This is a genomic window from Streptomyces acidiscabies, from assembly GCF_020010905.1.
Taxonomy (GTDB): Bacteria; Actinomycetota; Actinomycetes; order Streptomycetales; family Streptomycetaceae; genus Streptomyces; species Streptomyces acidiscabies.
Genome location: NZ_JAGJBY010000002.1, coordinates 1,419,465 through 1,438,582, shown reverse-complemented (window position 1 = coordinate 1,438,582; position 19,118 = coordinate 1,419,465). Strand labels below are relative to the sequence as shown.

At 71.6% G+C, this 19,118-nt stretch carries 4 protein-coding genes; all 4 read left to right on the top strand.

Features of this window, described 5'->3' with window-relative positions:
- The first annotated feature begins 63 nt into the window (after positions 1–63).
- From J8M50_RS33345 to J8M50_RS33330, 4 genes are read left to right on the top strand one after another with little or no spacing between them, the layout of a single operon-like run.
- Complete coding sequence (locus J8M50_RS33345) at positions 64–1,392, top strand: cysteate synthase (RefSeq protein ID WP_010349997.1); 1,329 nt, start codon at positions 64–66, stop codon at positions 1,390–1,392.
- Positions 1,393–1,436: 44 nt separating this feature from the next.
- On the top strand, positions 1,437–8,948 hold the full coding sequence (locus J8M50_RS33340; protein ID WP_010349998.1) for a non-ribosomal peptide synthetase: 7,512 nt from the start codon (positions 1,437–1,439) through the stop codon (positions 8,946–8,948).
- A 6-nt stretch (positions 8,949–8,954) separates the two neighbouring features.
- Entirely contained in the window at positions 8,955–15,239 is a 6,285-nt protein-coding gene (locus J8M50_RS33335; protein ID WP_010349999.1) for a non-ribosomal peptide synthetase, read from the top strand.
- Between the two features lie 3 nt (positions 15,240–15,242).
- A complete protein-coding gene (locus tag J8M50_RS33330) occupies positions 15,243–19,109 on the top strand; it encodes a non-ribosomal peptide synthetase (protein ID WP_010350000.1) in 3,867 nt (1,288 codons plus the stop codon).
- Positions 19,110–19,118 lie beyond the last annotated feature (9 nt).

Here is a 19,118-nt window from a genome sequence, read left to right as displayed (position 1 = left end):
CCGCTCTTCACCCAGTCCCGGCTGCAATGGAAAGGCGAAGCACGACCTGCGGAAGGCAATGGAATGTCCCGAGTACGCCCCTCAGTACACGCGGGAAATCGGCATTACTCGCTCGTCTGCTCCTCCTGCGGGGCGCGGCACGCGGACGACGGGCTGATTCTCGACTGCGCCGGCGCGCACGAACCGGCGTTCCTGCGTGCGGAGTACGAGACCTCTTTCGGCGCGGCTCCTTTCGAGGCGCCGCGTACCGGTCTGTTCCGGTTCGCGTCGCTGCTGCCGGTCGCGCGCACCTTCCCCGACGTACCCGGGCCTGTCGTCCTGCGTGCCGAGAAGCTCGGGCGCAGGCTCGGTCTCGACCGGCTGTGGACCGCCTTCAACGGGCACTGGCCGGAGCGCGGCGCGCACCTGCCGACCTGCACGTTCAAGGACCTTGAGGCGTACACCGTGCTCGGCCGGCTGCCCGCCGACCCGCCCGTCCTGGTGATCCCCTCGGCGGGCAACACGGCCGCCGCGTTCGCCTGGGCGGCGACCCTCCATCAAGTCCCCTGCCTCATCGTCGTCCCCGCGCCGGCCCTGGACGGCATGCGGTTCCCCGGGCCGCTCGATCCGCGGGTACGGATCGTCGTCCTCGACGGGCCCGCGACGTACAGCGACGCCATCGCCTGCGCCGATCTGCTCTCCTCGCTTCCGGGGCATCGGGCGGAGGGGGGTGCGCGCAATGTGGGGCGGCGGGACGGGCTCGGGACCGTGCTGCTGGCGGCAGTTGAGGCCATCGGGGGGTTGCCGGAGGTGTACGTGCAGGCGGTCGGCAGCGGTACGGGGGCACTCGGGGTGCATGAGGCGGCCGGGCGGGTGCGGGTCCGTGGGGAACGTCTGCCGCGTCTGATGATGTGTCAGAACGCGCCGTTCGCCCCGTTGTTCGAGGCTTGGCACGGGCGCGGTGGTGCTCCTGCCGACCGCGAGCGCGAGCCTCTCGCACGTGAACTCACCAATCGGCGCCCGCCGTTCGCCGTTCGGGGTGGGGTGCGGGAAGCGCTCGTCGAGAGCGGGGGTGATGTGTTGCGCGTCGACAACTCCGGTGCGCTGGCCGGTATGGCTCTGTTCGAGGAGACCGAGGGGATCGACATCGAGCCGGGGGCGGGGGTTGCGGTGGCCGCGCTGGCGGAGGCGGTTCGGGCGGGGAAGGTTCGGCGCGATGAGGTTGTGCTGCTGAACATCACGGGTGGGGGGCGGGCTCGGCGGGGGCGGGATGTCCAACTGGTGGCCGCTGAGCCGTGGTTGCGGGTGCCTTGGCCTGAGGCTGGGGTGGAGGGGGTTGACAGGGCGCGGGTGGTGGCCGACTTGGTGGGCAACGCGTCGGTGGGGGCGGCTCGTTCGGGGGCGGCTCGTTGATCTTCCCGGCCCCCAACAACCCCCACGCTCAGGAGAGTTCACCGATGACCGTACGTCTCGTCCCGTCCGCCGCTCAGCGGTCCATGTGGTTCGGAACGCGGCTCGACGGGGGTGACGCGGCGTACAACGTCGGCGAGTTCACCGAGATCCACGGCGCCGTCGACCCCGGCCTGCTCCTGACCGCCGTGGGCCAAGTCGTCACGGCCACCGAGACGTTGCGCTCACGCTTCGTCGAAGACGGCGAGGGCGTGGGGCTGTTGGTCGAGCCGGAGCTTTCGTGGTCCATGCCGGTCGTGGAGGTCGACGGGATCGAGGCCGCTCGGGAGTGGATGGAACGGGACTTCGCCGTGCCGTTCGATCTGGAGCAAGGGCCCTTGTTCCGGTACGCGTTGCTGCGGGCGGGGGACGAGCACTGGGTCTGGTACCAGGCGTATCACCACATCGCCGTGGACGGGTTCAGCTGTTCGCTGATCGCGGGGAGGGTGGCTGCGGCGTACACGGCTCTGGTGACGGGCGTTGAGGCCGTCGGCGTTCCGGACGCGCCGCTCGGGCCGTTGCTCGCCGCCGATGACGCGTACGACGCCGAGGCGGACCGCGCGTACTGGAACCGGACCCTCGCCGACCGGCCCGACCCGGTGAGCCTCTCGTCCCGGCCGCCCCGTGTCTGTGGACGCTTCCTGCGCCGTACGCGTCACGTCACCGGTGAACTCGTCCACTCCGCCGCCGACTTGACCGGCACCCGCTGGTCCCGGGTCGTCCTCGCGGCGACCGCCGCGTACCTGCACGCGATGACCGGCGCCGAGGAGATCGTCCTCGGTCTCGCCGTCACCGCCCGCACCTCCCCGGCCGAACTCACCACACCGGGCATGGCGTCCAATGTCCTCCCGCTGCGCATCCCCGTACGCCCCGACGCCCTCGCCGCCGACCTCGTACGCGAAACCGCCGCCTCCACCCGGGAGTTGCTCGCCCACCAGCGGTACCGGGGCGAGGAGCTGCGCCGGGAGCTGGACTGGCCGGAGGGCGGGCGGCGGTTCTTCGGGCCGGTCGTCAACATCATGGCGTTCGGACCGGAGTTGAGGTTCGGAACCTTCCCGACGACCCGTCACAACCTGTCCACGGGACCGGTCGAGGACCTCGCCGTCAACGTCTACGACCGCGCCGACGGCAACGGAGTCCGCGTCGACTTCGACGCCGGCACCGAGCAGTACTCGGAACCCGAACTCACCGCCCACCACGGAAGGTTCGTCCACTTCCTGGAACGTTTCGCGGAGGCCGTGCGCACACCGGGCGCCGTCGTCGGACGCGTCGTCCCGACCCTGCCCGGCGAGGAGTCGACCCTCGCCGGTGCCCCCGCGACGGGCGACGGGGCCGGCATCCCCGACCTGTTCGCGACCCGGGTCGCCGCGACGCCGGACGCCGAGGCCGTCGTACAGGGTGAACGCTCCCTCTCCTACGCCGAGTTGGACCGCCGCTCCAGCCAACTCGCCCACCGGCTCCTGCGCCTGGGCGTCCAGCGCGAGGAACGGGTCGCCGTCCTCGTACCCCGCTCCTGTGGTCTCCTCGTCGCCCTGCTCGCCGTGCTGAAGGCGGGCGGTGCGTACGTCGGACTCGACGCGTCCGCGCCGCACGCGCGCACCGTCCAGATCCTCGAAGAGACCGGCGCACGGCTGCTGTTGACCGACGGGGACGTGGCGCCGTACGACGGGCTGAGCGTCGTGCAGACGGGTGACCCTTCGCTGCTGGACGAGCCGGGCAGTCGACCCGGCGTAGACGTGACGGGCCGTCAACTCTGCTATGTCAGCTACACATCGGGCTCGACCGGTACGCCGAAAGGGGTCGCCGTCACCCATCACGACGTCGTCTCCCTGGCCCGGGACTCGGCGTTCACGAGCGGCGCCCATTCACGGGTCCTCGTACACTCGCCGACCGCCTTCGACGCCTCCACGTACGAGATGTGGGTGCCGCTCCTCGGGGGCGGGACCGCTGTCGTCGCCGAGGACGGTGTGCCCGTCGACGCCTTCGCCGTACGGCAGTTGACGCAACGTCATGCCCTGACCGGCATCTGGCTCACCGCCGGGTTGTTCCGGCTCGCCGCCGAGGAGGATCCCGGGTGTTTCACGGGGTTGCGGGAGGTGTGGGCCGGAGGTGAGGCGGTGCCCTCGGGGGCCGTACGGCGGGTGCTGGAGGCGTGTCCGGGGGTGACCGTCACCAACGGGTACGGGCCCACCGAGACGACCACTTTCGCCACCAACCGGCCTTGTTCCCACGGCAGTTCGGTACCGGACTCGCTGCCGATCGGTCGGCCGCTGGACGGTATGCGCGCGTACGTCCTCGACCCGGCGCTACGGCCCGTACCCCGGGGAATCGTCGGGGAGTTGTACCTCTCCGGGAACGGGGTCGCCCGCGGCTACCTCGGCCGCCCCGGGGCGACCGCCGAACGCTTCGTCGCCGACCCCCACGGCCCCGTCGGCGCCCGCATGTACCGCACCGGCGACCGGGTCCGCGTGACCGACGCCGACGAGCTGGAGTTCCACGGCCGTACCGACTCCCAGCTCAAACTCCGCGGCTTCCGCATCGAACCGGCCGAGATCGAGGCGGCCCTCGCGGGGCATCCCGGGGTGACGCAGGCGGTGGTGACCGTCCGGGGCGAACGGCTGATCGGATACGCCGTGTCGAAGGCGGCCCCGGAGGAACTGCGCGCCCACCTGGCCGCCCGCCTCCCCGAGTACGCGGTCCCCGGCGCCGTCGTACCCCTCGACCACCTCCCCCTAACCCCCAACGGCAAGCTCGACCTCCGCGCCCTCCCCACGCCGCCGGCCTCCGCCGACGCGGGCCGCGTGCCCCGCTCGCCCCTGGAGGAAACCCTCTGCGGCCTCTTCGCGGACGTCCTCGACGTCCCGACGGCGGGCCCCGACGCCGACTTCTTCGCCCTCGGCGGCCATTCCCTCCTCGCGTTGCGCCTGGTGGGACGGGTGCGGCGCGCCCTGGGAGTCTCCCTGGCCCTGCGCGACGTATTCACCACCCCCACTCCGGCGGGGCTCGCCGAACGGGTGAACGGCGCCGTAGCGCAAACCGTTCCGCGGCCTCTCCGCCGACGCGGCGCGGGGGAGGTTCCGCTGTCCTCCGCCCAGCGACGGTTGTGGTTCCTCGATCGGCTGGAGGGGGCGGGGGCGGCGTATCACGTGCCGTTGGCTGTGCGGTTGGCGGGGGGCGGGGTTGATGTGGGGGTGCTGGAGGAGGCGTTGGGGGATTTGGTGGGGCGGCATGAGGTGTTGCGGACGGTTTATCCGGCGGGGGGTGGGGTGCCTTGTCAGCGGGTGGTGGGGGCGGGGAGGCTTCGGGTGGGGGTTGAGGTGTTGGGGGAAGTGGCTGAGCCACTCAGCCTCTCCGCCACTCTCTCCGCTCACCTCTCCGCGCTTGCCGCTCAAGAGTTCCGGCTGGACGAGGACCTGCCGATCCGGGCTCATCTGATCGTGGTCGGGCCGCAGGAGCACGTTCTGTTGCTCGTGCTGCATCACATCGCGGCCGACGGGCAGTCGCTGGAGCCGCTGGCGCGGGATCTTGCGACCGCGTACGAAGCCCGGTCGGCGGGGCGGGTGCCGGAGTGGGCACCGTTGGCTGTGCAGTACGGGGACTTCGCGGTGTGGCAGGAGGAGTTGCTGGGGGACCGGGAGGTCATGGGGCCGCAGGTCGCGTTCTGGACACGGGCGTTGGCGGGGGTGCCCGACGAGTTGGCGCTGCCGGCTGATCGGCCCAGGCCGGCTCGGGCGACGCATCGGGGTGGGGATGCGGCCGTCCGGTTCGGGCCTGAACTGCACGGGCGGATAAGGACGTTGGCCGGGGAGACGGGGACGACTCCGTTCATGGTCGTCCAGGCCGCGCTCGCCGCGTTGTTGACCCGGCTCGGCGCGGGGACGGACATCCCGATCGGGACACCGGTCGCGGGGCGGACGGACGAGGTGCTCGACGACCTGGTCGGGTGCTTCCTCAACACGCTGGTGCTGCGGACGGACACGTCGGGCGACCCCGGTTTCCGGGAGTTGCTCGGACGCGTCCGGGAGACCGACCTCGCGGCGCACGCGAACCAGGATCTCCCGTTCGAGCAGGTGGTCGAGGCGCTCGCGCCGCCGCGTTCGCTGGCCCGGCATCCGCTGTTCCAGGTGATGCTGGCATTCCGGCCGAGCGAACCGGAGTTGCGGCTGCCGGGTCTCAAGGCGACGCCGATTCCGGTGGAGACCGGTGCCACGAAGGTCGATCTCACGTTCAACCTGGGCGAGTTGAGGACACGGAACGGTTCCCCGGCCGGTATCGAGGGGTTCCTCCAGTACAGCGCCGACCTGTTCGACCGATGCACGGCCGAGGATCTCGTCGTACGGCTGGAACGGTTGCTGGGAGCGGCAGTTGACGCCCCGGACCACCCCATCGGCGCGCTGGAGATCCTGGGGGCGGCCGAACGCCGCCGTATCGTCGAGGAGTTCAACGACACCGAGCGGGACGTCCCGGAGACGACGTTTCCGCGCATGTTCGAGGAGCAGGCCACTCGACGCCCTGACGCGGTAGCCGTGACGGACGCCGGGCGAGAACTGACGTATAGCCAACTAGCCGCTTCCTCCGACGAATTGGCGCGTGCTCTGATCGCGTCCGGTGCCGGACCAGGGCGAGTTGTCGCCATCTCGCTCCCCCGTTCCGTCGACATCGCCGTAGCCGTCCTGGCCGTACTCAAGTCGGGCGCCGCCTACTTGCCGCTCGACCCGGACCACCCGGCCGACCGGACGGCGTACTTGCTGGCCGACTCGGACCCGGTGTGTGTCATCTCGCGGGACCGGACGGACGTCGGCCGCCCGGTCGTGAGCCCCGAAGCCGCAGGCGGGGAAGGCGACTTGGTCGACCCCCGTCCGGCTGACGCCGCCTATCTGATCTACACCTCCGGAACCACGGGTCGTCCCAAGGGTGTTGTCGTGGAGCACCGCAACCTCACGAACTACGTGGCCCGTTGCGTCGAGGAGTACCCGAGCCTCGGGGGGACGTCGCTCCTGCACGCGACGATGTCGTTCGACGCGACGGTGACGACGCTGCACGGCGCGCTCGCGGCGGGCGGCCAGGTGCACATCGCGGCCGTGCACGAGGCGGACGAACGGCAGTTGACGTTCCTCAAGGCCACCCCGAGCCATCTCGCCCTCCTCCCCGCACTGCCCCACGACATCTCGCCGGCCGAGGAGTTCATGCTGGGCGGCGAGGCCCTGGTGGGTGAGGCACTGCGGGCCTGGCGTCGGGAGCATCCCGGGGTGCGGCTGATCAACCACTACGGGCCGACGGAACTCACGGTGGGCTGTACGGACCACCGGATCGAGCCGGGGGACGAACTCCCGTCGGGGCCGGTGCCGGTGGGGCGGCCGATGTGGAACACGCGGGCGTACGTGCTGGATCGGCGGCTGAACCCCGTACCGGCAGGCGTGGAGGGCGAGTTGTACGTGGGCGGCGCCCAGGTGGCGCGGGGCTACCACAACCGGCCCGCTCTCACCGGCGAGCGTTTCGTGGCCGATCCTTACGGTCCGCCGGGAAGCCGGATGTACCGTACCGGCGATCTGGCGGTCCAACGGTCCGACGGGGCACTGGAGTTGCGCGGCCGTTCGGACGGTCAGCTCAAGATCCGGGGGCTCAGGATCGAGCCCGGGGAGATCGAGGGCGCGCTCACGTCGTACGACGGGGTCGAGCAGGCAGCGGCAGTCGTGCGCGAAGACCGGCCGGGCGTACGGCGGTTGGTGGGGTACCTCGTGGGTGCGGCCGGGGTGGATGCGGTAGACGTACGGGCGCACGCGGCTCGGCGGCTGCCCGAGCACATGGTGCCCGAGGCGTTCGTGGTGCTGGACGCCCTGCCGATGACGGCGAACGGGAAGCTGGACCGGGGCGCGCTTCCGGCGCCGGTGGTCGAGAGCGGTGGTGACCGCGCGCCGCGCACTGCGGCGGAGAGGGTGCTGCGCGACCTGTTCGCCGAGGTGCTGGGCCGTGAAGTCGGCCTGGACGACGGCTTCTTCGACCTCGGCGGGGACAGCATCGCGTCCATCAGCCTTGTCAGCAAGGCTCTTGCTGCGGGGCTGCGCCTGAGCCCGCGTGACGTGTTCGAGCACCGTACGGTCGCGGCCCTCGCGGCGATCGCCGCCTCCCGTCCGGCCGCCTCGCGCGGGCCTGCTCAGGAGTCGGCGACGGGAGCCATTCCACTCACTCCGGCGATGCACCGGCTGCGTGAACGCGGCGGCCCCACAGGCAGGTTCAGCCAGTCGACGGTGCTCGTCACGCCGGTCGGGGCCGACGAGCGGAGTCTCACCGCCGCGCTCCAGGCCGTCGTCGACCACCATGACGTGCTGCGGATGCGGGTCGGGGCCGACTGGTCGGCCGACATACCGGCGCCGGGCAGCGTCCAGGTCGCGGTGAGACGGGTCGCCGACCCGAAGGATCTCACGGCCGACCAACTTGCCCCTGAGCGCGGAGAGTTGGTGCGGGCGGTCTGGTACGACGCCGGGCCCGGACGGCAGGGGTGGCTCCTCCTCACGGTTCACCACTTCGCCGTGGACGGCGTCTCCTGGGGCGTCCTCCGCGCCGACCTCGCCGCAGCCTGGCGAGGAGAGCAACTCCCGCCCAAGGGAACGCCGTTCCGGCAGTGGGCGCGTCTGCTGGAGGGCGAGGCGGAGAAGCGTCGCCCCGAACTTGAGGTCTGGCAACGGCTGTTGGACCACCCCTCGCCGGACGACCGCTCGCCCGACCCGGCACGGGACGTCGTAGGCACCGTCCGTCACCTCACTCGTACCCTTCCGCCCGAGCCGGCCACCGACCTGCTCACCACGGTCCCGGCCGCCTTCCACGCCGGTCCGGACGACGTTCTGCTCACCGCTCTCGCCCTCGCGTTCACTCGGTGGGACCAGCGTCCGGTGCTGCTCGTGGACGTCGAACGGCACGGTCGCGAGGACCTGTTCGAGGACGTGGACCTGTCGCGCACGGTCGGCTGGTTCACCAGCGTCGTCCCGGCCCGACTCGACCTCGCCGGGATCGAACTCACCGACACCGCCGGGGTGTTGCGGGCGGTCAAGGAGCAGGTGCGGGCCGTACCGGACCACGGCATCGGGTACGGCGTGCTGCGCCACCTCGACCCGGAGGCGGGCGCCGAACTCGCCGAACTCCCGGTGCCCCAGGTCGGGTTCAACTACCTGGGCCGTACGGCGCGCGAACTCCCCACGGACGACTGGGCGTCGGTCCCCGACGAACTCCCCGGCGAGCTGGCGCTCGGTGCCGCGCACGATCCCCGACTCCCCGTGGCGCACGGCCTGGAGGTCACCGTCGTCGCCGACGACGACGGGCTGCGGGCCATGTGGTCCTGGGCGCCCGGTGTCTGGTCCGAGGCCGAGGTCGGGACGCTCGCCGACCTGTGGTGCGCGGCGCTCGACGAGTTGAGCCGCACCGGATCGGCGGGCGGGCACACGCCGTCCGATCTGCCCCTGGTGTCCCTGTCCCAAGCAGAGATCGACGAACTCGAAGCCGAGTTCGGCAGCGAGTGGAGGTAACCCACGGTGACCCGGTCCGGAATCGCGGATGTCCTGCCCCTGTCGCCGTTGCAGGAAGGGCTGCTCTTCCACGCCCTGTACGACGACGAGGGCAGCCCTGACGTCTACGCGGCCCAGCAGATACTGGAGTTGACCGGCAAGGTCGACCCCGCCGCCGTACGCGCCGCCGGTCAGGCGCTCCTCGACCGGCACCCCAACCTGCGCGCCTGCTTCCGGCGCCGGGAGGCGGGGGCGCCGGTACAGATCGTTCCCACGGACGTCGAACTCCCCTGGTCCGAGGCCGACTTGTCCTCGTACGCCGGATCCGAGCGGGACGCCGCCTGGCAGCGTCTCCTCGACGAGGAGCGCGCCCGGCGCTTCGACCTCGCCAGGCCGCCGCTGCTGCGGTACCTGCTCGTCCGGATCGGGCCGGAGCTGTACCGGCTGGTCATCACCAACCACCATATTCTGCTGGACGGTTGGTCCAAGCAGCTCCTCACCCGCGAGTTCGCCGCCCTGTACGCGGGCGGGCACCCGACCGCGCTCGCACCCGTGCCGCCGTACCGGGACTACGTGGCGTGGCTGGCCCGCCAGGACCGCCCGGCCGCCGAACAGGCTTGGTACGACGAGCTGTTCGGCCTCGACGAGCCGACCCTTCTCGCTCCCGGCGCCCCCACAGCCCCTGTGCTGCCGCACGAGTTGATCGTCGAGTTGCCCGAGGATCTCACCAACCGGGCCGAGCACACGGCGCGTTCACTCGGCGTCACCCTCAACACCCTTGTGCAGGGCGCCTGGGGCGTACTCCTCGGGCGGCTCACCGGGCGGTCCGAGGCGGTGTTCGGGCAGACGGTGTCGGTGCGTCCGCCCGAGCTGCGCAACGTCGCCTCGATGGTCGGGTTCTGCATCAACACCGTGCCGTTGCGGGTGCGTTGGGACGATCAGGAGACCGTCGCCGACCTTCTCGGCGGGCTCCAGTCGCGGCAGGCGGGACTGCTGCCGCACCAGTATCTCGGGCTCGCCGACATCCGCCGGGCCGCCGACATCGGTGACCTCTTCGACACGCTGCTCGCCTTCGAGAACCATCCCGGCGCCCAAGAAGACTCCCCCGTACGCCAGTTGACGGGCCGCGACGCCACCCACTACCCCCTCACCCTCGCCGTCCTCCCCGCCCGCCGCCTCGCCCTGCGCCTCTCCTACCGCCCTGACGCCTACGACGAGCCCGGCGCCCGCCGCCTCCTCGACCGCTTCGCCGTGGTCCTCGCGGCGCTGACCGGTGATGTGACACGGCGGGTCGGCGAGATCGACGTCCTCCTGCCCGGCGAACGGGAACGGCTGCTCACGCCCGCACCGGCCGCCGCCGAGTCCGTGGACCGCGCCGACGCCACGCTCCCCGAACTCTTCACCCAGCAGGCGGCCCGCACCCCCGACGCGACCGCCGTCGTCCACCACGACACCCGCCTCACGTACGCGGCCCTCGACGAGCACTCCTCCCGCCTGGCCGCCCTCCTCACCGCTCGCGGCGCCGGCCCCGAACGCCTGGTGGCCCTCGCGCTGCCACGCTCCGCCGAGCTGGTGGTCGCGGTACTGGCGGTGCTGAAGACGGGTGCCGGGTACGTGCCGATAGACCCGGCGTATCCGGCGGACCGGCTGGAGTTCATGCTGTCCGACTCGCGGCCGGTGCTGGTGGTCGCGGGGGACGGGGTGGAGGTGCCGGCCGGGTGCGAGGTGCCGGTGGTGCGGGTTGGGGCGGTGGCTGAGTGGCCTGTGGATGAGTGGCTGAGCCAGTCGTCCACCTCCCCGCCGCCTGTGGACCAGTGGATCAGCCACTCGACCACTCCCCCGCCGGCCTCCGTACCTCCGGTGGCCCAGTGGCTCAGCCACCCGTCCACCACCGCCTACGTCATCTACACCTCCGGCTCCACCGGCCGCCCCAAGGGCGTCGCGATCCCCCACAGCAACGTCGTCCGGCTGCTCTCCGCCACCCGTCGCTGGTTCGACTTCGGGCCGGGGGACGTGTGGACGCTCTTCCACTCGTACGCGTTCGACTTCTCGGTGTGGGAGTTGTGGGGGGCGTTGCTGCATGGCGGGACGTTGGTGGTGGTGCCGTTCGAGGTGAGCCGGGACTCGGGGGAATTTCTGCGGCTGCTCGTGCGGGAGCGGGTGACGGTGGTGAATCAGACGCCGTCGGCGTTCGGGGAGCTGTTGCGGGCGGATGCGGCGGCGCCGGAGCTGCGGGAGCGGTTGGCGTTGCGGTACGTCGTGTTCGGTGGGGAGGCGTTGGACCCGGGCGCGGTGGCCGAGTGGTTCGGCCGGTATCCGCAGGACGCGCCGGTGCTCGTGAACATGTACGGGATCACCGAGACGACCGTCCATGTGACCGGGCTGCCGCTCACCGGGGAGGTGGTCGGGGACGGCAGGGGGCGGATCGGGGAGGTGATTCCCGATCTGCGGGCGTATGTGCTGGACGCCGGGTTGCGGGTCGTGCCGCCGGAGGTGACCGGGGAGTTGTATGTCGCCGGGGCCGGGCTCGCGCGGGGCTATGTGGGGCGGGCGGGACTGACGGCAGGGCGGTTCGTGGCCGATCCGTTCGGCGGGGCGGGTGAACGGATGTACCGGACGGGGGACTTGGCGCGCTGGTCGGTGAACGGCGAGTTGGAGTACGTGGGTCGGGCGGACGACCAGGTCAAGGTGCGCGGGTTCCGGATCGAACTCGGCGAGGTGGAGGCCGCGTTCACCCGGCAAAGGGGCGTCGAGAAGGCTGTCGCGGTCGTGCGGGACGGTCGGCTCGTCGCGTACGTCGTCGGACAGGGCCTGGATGCCGAGGAGTTGCGTCGGTACGCGGCTCGTACGTTGCCCGAGCACATGGTCCCGGTGGCCGTAGTCCCCCTGGATCGGCTGCCGTTGACCGCGAACGGCAAGGTGGACCGGGCCGCGTTGCCGCAGCCCGTGACGGCAGGCGGCCACACGGGCCGGTCGCCGCGTACGCCGCAGGAGGAGATCCTGTGCGGGGTGTTCGCGGAGTTGCTCGGTGTCGCGGTGCATCAAGTCGGCGTGGACGACGGGTTCTTCGACCTCGGCGGTGATTCCCTGCTGGCGATGCGGCTCACGGACCGGGTCCGGGGTGCGTTCGGTACGGCGTTGCCGGTGCGGGCGGTGTTCGAGGCGCCGACACCGGCGGCCCTCGCCGAGAGGCTGCGGGCGGAGGAGGCGCGCGCTGAAGGTCGCCCTCGACTCGCCGCGTACGAGAGGGGTTACGCACCGATTCCGTTGTCGTACGCCCAGCAGCGGCTGTGGTTCCTGAGCCGGCTGGACGCGGGTAACGGGACGTACCCCGTGCCGTGGGCGCTGCGGTTGTCGGGCCCGTTGGACCGGGAGGCGCTGCGGGCGGCTCTCGGGGACCTGCTGGCGCGGCACGAGTCGCTGCGGACGCTGTACCCCGACTTTCAGGGGACTCCGTACCAACGGATCGTGGATACCCGGGACTTGGACCTCACGGTCATCTCGACGACCGCCGAGGAACTCGCCGCGCGCCTCACCGGGGCCGCTCGGCAGCGCTTCGACCTCGCGGCCGAACTGCCGATCCGGGCAACCCTGTTCGAGCTGGATGCCGAGACACATGTGCTGTCGCTCGTGGCGCATCACATCGCCGTCGACGGCTGGTCGATGACACCGCTGATGCGGGACCTGGAGACGGCGTACGTGGCTCGGATCGCCGGCCAAGAACCGGGCTTCCAGCAACTGCCGTTCCAGTACGCCGACTTCGCACAGTGGCAGCGGGAGACGTTGGGGGAGGCGTCGGACGCCGGAAGTCTGATGGGGCGTGACATAGCGTTCTGGCGTGGCGCATTGGCCGGTGCCCCCGTCGAGTTGGCGTTGCCCCTCGACCGCCCTCGCCCTGCCGAGCCCACCGGCAACGGTGACCGAGCCGGGTTCACGATCGACGCGGACCTTCACGCGGGCCTCGCCCGGCTGGCCGCCGCGTCGAGGGCGACCCTGTTCATGGTGGTGCAGACGGGACTTGCCGCGCTGCTCACGCGGTTCGGTTCGGGGACGGACGTCACGATCGGGACACCCGTGGCCGGACGGCCGGACAGCAGGCTGGATGGACTGGTCGGGTTCTTCGTCAACAGCCTTGCCCTGCGGACCGATACGTCGGGCAACCCCACGTTCCGTGAACTGGTCGGCCGGACGCGGGAGTTCGATCTCGCGGCGTACGCGCATCAGGACGTGCCGTTCGATGTGCTGGTGGATGCGCTCGGTACGAGGCGGACGCTGGCCCATCACCCCGTGTTCCAGGTGGTGTTGGCGTTCACCGGGCACGGCGAGCAGACGTCGCTGCGGCTGCCCGGGATCGAGGCGAGCCGCGAGATCGTCGAGACCGGTGCCGCCCGCTTCGATCTGTCGCTCTACCTCAGCGAGCGCCGCGAGGAGGACGGCACCCCGGCGGGGATCGACGGAATCGCCGAGTACAGCACGGACTTGTTCGACACGGAGACGGGCGAACGGCTGGCGCGGGCGTTCGTGCGGCTGCTCGCCGCGGTCGTGGTGGACCCCGGGGTGCGGATCGGGGACGTGGATCTGCACGGGGACGACGTACGGCCCGTACGCCAGGTTCCGGCGCCGGTCGCGCCCGAGGAAGAGGCCGCGCCTTCTCGGAGCGGCACCCCGGCCGAGCGTGTACTCGCCGGTCTCTACCGCGAGTTGCTCAAGCTGGACGAAGTCCCCCTGGACGAGGACTTCTTCGCGCTCGGTGGCGACAGCATCGCGGCGATCCGGCTGGTGAGCAGGGCCGCCGAGGCGGGTGTGGTGATCACCGCGCGGGAGGTCTTCAAGCACCAGACGGTACGGGAGCTGGCGGCGGTGGCCCGGGGTCCGGTGACCGTGCGGGCGGACGACGGGACCGGTCTGATTCCTCTGACGCCGATCATGCAGTGGCTTCTCGAACGGGGCGGCCCCATAGGGAGGTTCAGCCAGTCCGTGTTGCTGACGGTCCCACCGGAGGTCCAACTCGCGGATCTCACCGGGGCACTTCAGGCTCTGCTCGACCATCACGACATGCTGCGAGCCGAGTTCGAAGCCGACGGGCTGGTCGTGCCGCAGGCGGGTTCGGTGAACGCCGCCGACCGGATCGTCCGGCGCGACGTCTCCGGCACCGACGACTTCCACTCCGCCGTCGCCGAGGAGTCCGAGCGGGCCGTCGCCCTGCTCGACCCGGCGGGCGGAACGATGCTCCGTGCGGTGTGGTTCGACGCCGGTCCCGGGCGGGACGGGCGGCTGCTGATCGTCGTGCACCATCTCGTCGTCGACGGTGTGTCGTGGCGGGTGATCCTGCCGGACCTCAAGTCGGCGTGGGACGCGGTCAGGGCCGGGCGGAAGCCTCAACTGCCGGTCGTCGGGACGTCGTTCAAGCGCTGGGCCGGGATTCTCCGGACTCAGGCGGCAGCAAGGGGCGACGAGGTCGAGCTGTGGCGGGGGACGGCGGGGACGCCCTTGGGGGCCCGGCCGGTCGACCCCGATCAGGACACCGCCGCCACAACTCGGGGCACGCGCGTGGCACTTGGGGTTGAGGCGACCAGTCGGCTCATCAGCGGTGCCGGGGTACAGGACGTTCTGCTCGCCGGGCTCGCGTCGGCTGTCGGTGCGCGGTACGGGTGCTCGGAGGTCGTGGTCGACGTCGAGGGGCACGGGCGGGAGGAAGTGGTCCCCGCGGTCGAACTGTCGCGCACCGTCGGCTGGTTCACCTCGCTCTACCCGGTGCGGATCGGCACAGCGGGTGAGCGGACGCGTGAACTGCCGGACAACGGGCTCGGATACGGGCTGCTGCGTTACCTCAACCCCGACACGGCCGACGAGTTGGCGAAGGTTCCGACGCCCGCGATCGGGTTCAACTACCTGGGCCGGTTCACCACGCCCGGGACGGAGTCGTGGGCGTTCGCCCCGGAGTCGCCGTCCCTCGCCAAGGGCACCGATCCCAAACTCGCCGTCGCGCACGCCCTGGAGATCAACGCGGTCGTACGGGACTCGGACGAAGGGCCGGTCCTGGTGGCGGACTGGTCGTGGCCCGAAGGGATGCTGACCGAGGCCGAGGTACGGGCGCTGGCGGAAGCATGGCGTACGGAGGTCACCTCACTCGCCGTCCGAACCGACACCCCGGCCCTCACCTCGCCGAAGCGGCCTCCGCTCGCCTCCGATGTCCCGGACTCCCCCGCTGAACCACACACCTCCAACGGCCCCGCCGACCGAGACGATCTCGACGACCTGGCCCTCTCCGACGACGAACTCGCCGAGCTGGCCGACGGATTGGACGACTGACCGGTGACTCCCCCCACCACCCCCAAGCCGGCACCGGCCGACGTCCTCCCCCTCACCCCGCTCCAGGAGGGCCTCCTCTTCCACGCCCTGTACGAGCACGAGCGGGGTGAACAGGACGTCTACGTCGTCCAGTTGGTGTTCGACCTGGAAGGCCCGATGGACGCGGACCGCCTGCACGCCTCCGCGCAGGCCCTGCTGGACCGCCACCCCAACCTCCGCGCGGCGTTCAGACGCCGCCGGGGCGGCCAGCCCGTACAGGTCGTCCCCCACCGCGCGACCCTCCCCTGGGCGGAAACCGACCTCACCACCGCCGACGACCAGGAAGCGGCCTGGGCCGAACTCCTCGACGGGGACCGCGAAACCGGCTTCGATCCCACCCGACCGCCCCTCCTGCGCTGCACGTTGGCCCGCCTCTCCGACCAGCACCACCGCCTGCTGATCACCCACCACCACATCCTCCTGGACGGCTGGTCGGTCGCGGTCCTGGTTCGGGAACTCCTCTCCCTCCACAAGGGCATCGAGCTGCCGCCCGTCCCGCCGTACCGCACCTTCCTCCAGTGGCTGAACCGCCAAAGCCGCACGGCCGCCGAGGAAGCCTGGCGCGAGGCGCTCGACGGAGTCACCGAACCGACCCGCCTGGCACCCCAGGCACCTGCGGGAGCGGGCCGACTCGCCCAGGCGAGAGTCGAGTTGTCCCCGGAGACGGGCGCCGCCCTCACCACGGCCGCGCGACGCCTCGGCGTCACCCTCAACACCCTTGTCCAGTCGGCCTGGGGACTCCTCCTCGGACGGCTGACCGGCCGGGACGATGTCGTGTTCGGTACGACGGTGTCGGGCCGCCCGCCCGAACTCCCGGGCGTGGAAAGCATGGTGGGCCTGTTCATCAACACGGTCCCGACGAGGGTACGGCTGCGTCCGGCGGACTCCCCGGCCCGCCTCCTGCGCGAGGTGCGCGACACCTACGCGACGCTCCTCGACCACCACCACCTCGGCCTCGCGGACATCCAGCGGGCGGCGGGGGTGCACGAACTCTTCGACACCCTCCTCGTGTTCGAGAACTACCCGGCGGACCTGGCGACTTCGGGCGAGGGCCTCCGTCTCGCCGGTTCGAGCGGCCGTGACGCCACCCACTACCCGGTGACGCTCGTCGCGCTCCCGGGCCCCCGCCCGCGCTTCCGACTCGCCTACCGCCCGGACCTGTTCACGCCCGAGTGGGCAAAGGCCACGCTGGCCCGGCTGGTGCGGATCCTCACGGCGATGGCAGCGGAACCGGAGCAGCCCCAAGGGCTCATCGCGCTCGAAGACCGGCCATGCCAGGCCCAGTTGCCGCCGGCCGCGTCCAGGACGCTCACCGATCTCTGGTCGGCGCAGGTGGCAGCGACTCCCGACGCCGTCGCCGTACTCGATCGCGGGACCGCTCTGTCGTACCACGAACTCGACGAGAGAGCCCAGCAGTTGGCCGGACAGCTCGTCGAACTCGGGGCGGGGCCCGAGCGGGTGGTGGGGATCGCGCTGCCGCGTACGGCGGAGTTGGTCGTCGCGGTGCTGGCGGTGCTCACGTCGGGCGCCGCGTATCTGCCACTGGACCCGGCGTATCCGGCGGAGCGGCTGGCGTACATCGTCGGGGACGCACAGCCGGTCGTGGTCCTGGCAACAGCGGAAGGCACGGCCCGCGCGTTGCCCGACGGAACGCCGACACTCGATCCAACCTGTCCAGCCGGGCAGAAAACTCGGGTAACCGCTTCCACAACTCCCGCCGCCCCCGACAACCTGGCCTACATCACCTACACCTCCGGCTCCACCGGCCGCCCCAAGGGCGTCCTCGCCACGCACCGCAACGCGGTCGAGTTCGTGGAGTGGACGCACACGGCGTTCGGCCCGGAGCGGCTGGCGGAGGTCCTGTTCTCCACCTCGCTCAATTTCGACGTGTCGGTGTTCGAGATCTTCTCGCCGCTGACCTGCGGCGGCCGGATCGAGATCGTCGAGAACCTGCTCGCCCTGACCGACGGCACACCCCGCGAGGCGGGCCTGATCAGCGGCGTTCCGACGGTCATGGCGAGCGTCCTGGCCGAACGGCCCCCCGTCTCGGCCCACACGGTCGCCCTCGGCGGCGAGCCGATCCCGGCCCGGCTGCGGAAAGACGTAGAGAGTGCTTTCCCCGGCGTACTGCTCGTCAACTTCTACGGTCCGACGGAGGCGACGGTCTACGCGACGGCGTGGCGGTCGGCCGACGACACCCCCGCAGCTCCCACGGTGCACGGCACGGACACCTCACCGCACGACCAAGAACCGCCCATCGGCCGCCCGTTGGCCCGCAACCAGATCCATCTCCTGGACCACGCCCTCCAGTTGGTCCCCGACGGCGCGGTGGGTGAGGTGTACGTCGCGGGCGGCGGCCCCGCACGCGGCTACCTCGGCCGCCCGGCGCTGACGGCCGAGCGATTCGTCGCCGATCCCTTCGGGGAACCCGGTCAACGCCTCTACCGCACCGGCGACTTGGCGGTACGCGAACCCGACGGCTCGCTACGCTTCCTGGGCCGCGCCGATCAGCAGGTCAAAGTCCGGGGTTTCCGTATCGAGTTGGGCGAGGTGGAGGCCGCGCTCACGACGCATCCGGCGGTCGAGGAGGCCGCGGCGACCGTACGGGAGGACGTGCCGGGCGAGAAACGGCTGGTCGCGTACGTCGTCCCCGGCGGGCCGGTCTCCCCCGACGCCCTGCGCGAGCACCTCGCCCGCACTCTCCCCGCCCACATGGTGCCGACCGCGTACGTCACCGTCCCCGCCGTCCCCCGCACGGCGAGCGGCAAGTTGGACCGCCGCTCGCTCCCTGCCCCGGACGCGCCCCTCGCGGCGAGGACCGCTCCGCGCACCCTGCGGGAGGAGCGGATCCGGGACATCTTCGCCGAGGTGCTGAGCCTGGACGCGGCCCAAGTCGGCGTCCACGACAGCTTTTTCGACCTCGGCGGGCACTCGCTGCTGGCCCCGCGCCTCACCTCCCGCATCCGGGCGGAACTCGGCGCCGAACCCTCGCTGCGGTCCCTCTTCGACGCGCCGACGGTCGCCGCGCTGGCCCGGGGGCCGGTGGAAGCGAGCGCCGCGCCGCTCGGCCCGCTGCTGCCGCTGCGGGTACGGGGCGAGCGCGAGCCGCTGTTCTGTCTGCCGCCCGCGTCCGGACTGGCCTGGGGGTTCGCCGGGCTCGCCCGTCATCTCGCCCCGGGGCGACCGCTGTTCGGGCTCCAGTCGCGCGGGCTCGTCCCCGGCGAGGCTCCGGCCGCGACGCTGGCCGAGGCGGTCGCCGAGCACACCGCGCGCATCCGGGAGCGACAGCCCGAGGGGCCGTACCACCTGCTCGGCTACTCGATGGGCGGGCTCGTCGCGTACGAGGTGGCCGTCACGCTCCAGGCCGCCGGGGAGAAGGTCGCGCTGCTCGCGGTCCTCGACGCCTTCCCCGGTACCTGGATCCGGCAGGCGCCGCCGGCCGACCGGCCCACGCTGCTGCGGAGCATCCTCACCGTCCTCGGCCGTCCGACTCCCCAAGTCCCGGTCACCGACGAGCAGTTCATGGAGCTGATCTGCAGCGTGCCCGACATGGCCGGTGGCCTCACGGACGACGAGCTCGCCGCACTGGTCGAGGTGACGGCCCGGAACGGGCGCCTGCTCCAGGAGTTCGCGCCCACCCTGTACGACGGTGACCTGCTGGTGTTCACCGCCGCCGACGACCCGGGCGCCGTGCCCGGCCGGTACGGCGACTGGCGTCCGTACGTCACCGGTCGCGTCGTCGACCACGAAATCCCTTGCGCCCACGGGGAGATGACCCGCCCCGGGGCACTGGACCGGATCGGCCCGTCGCTGGCCGAGCAACTCGCCTAGGAGAAAGCC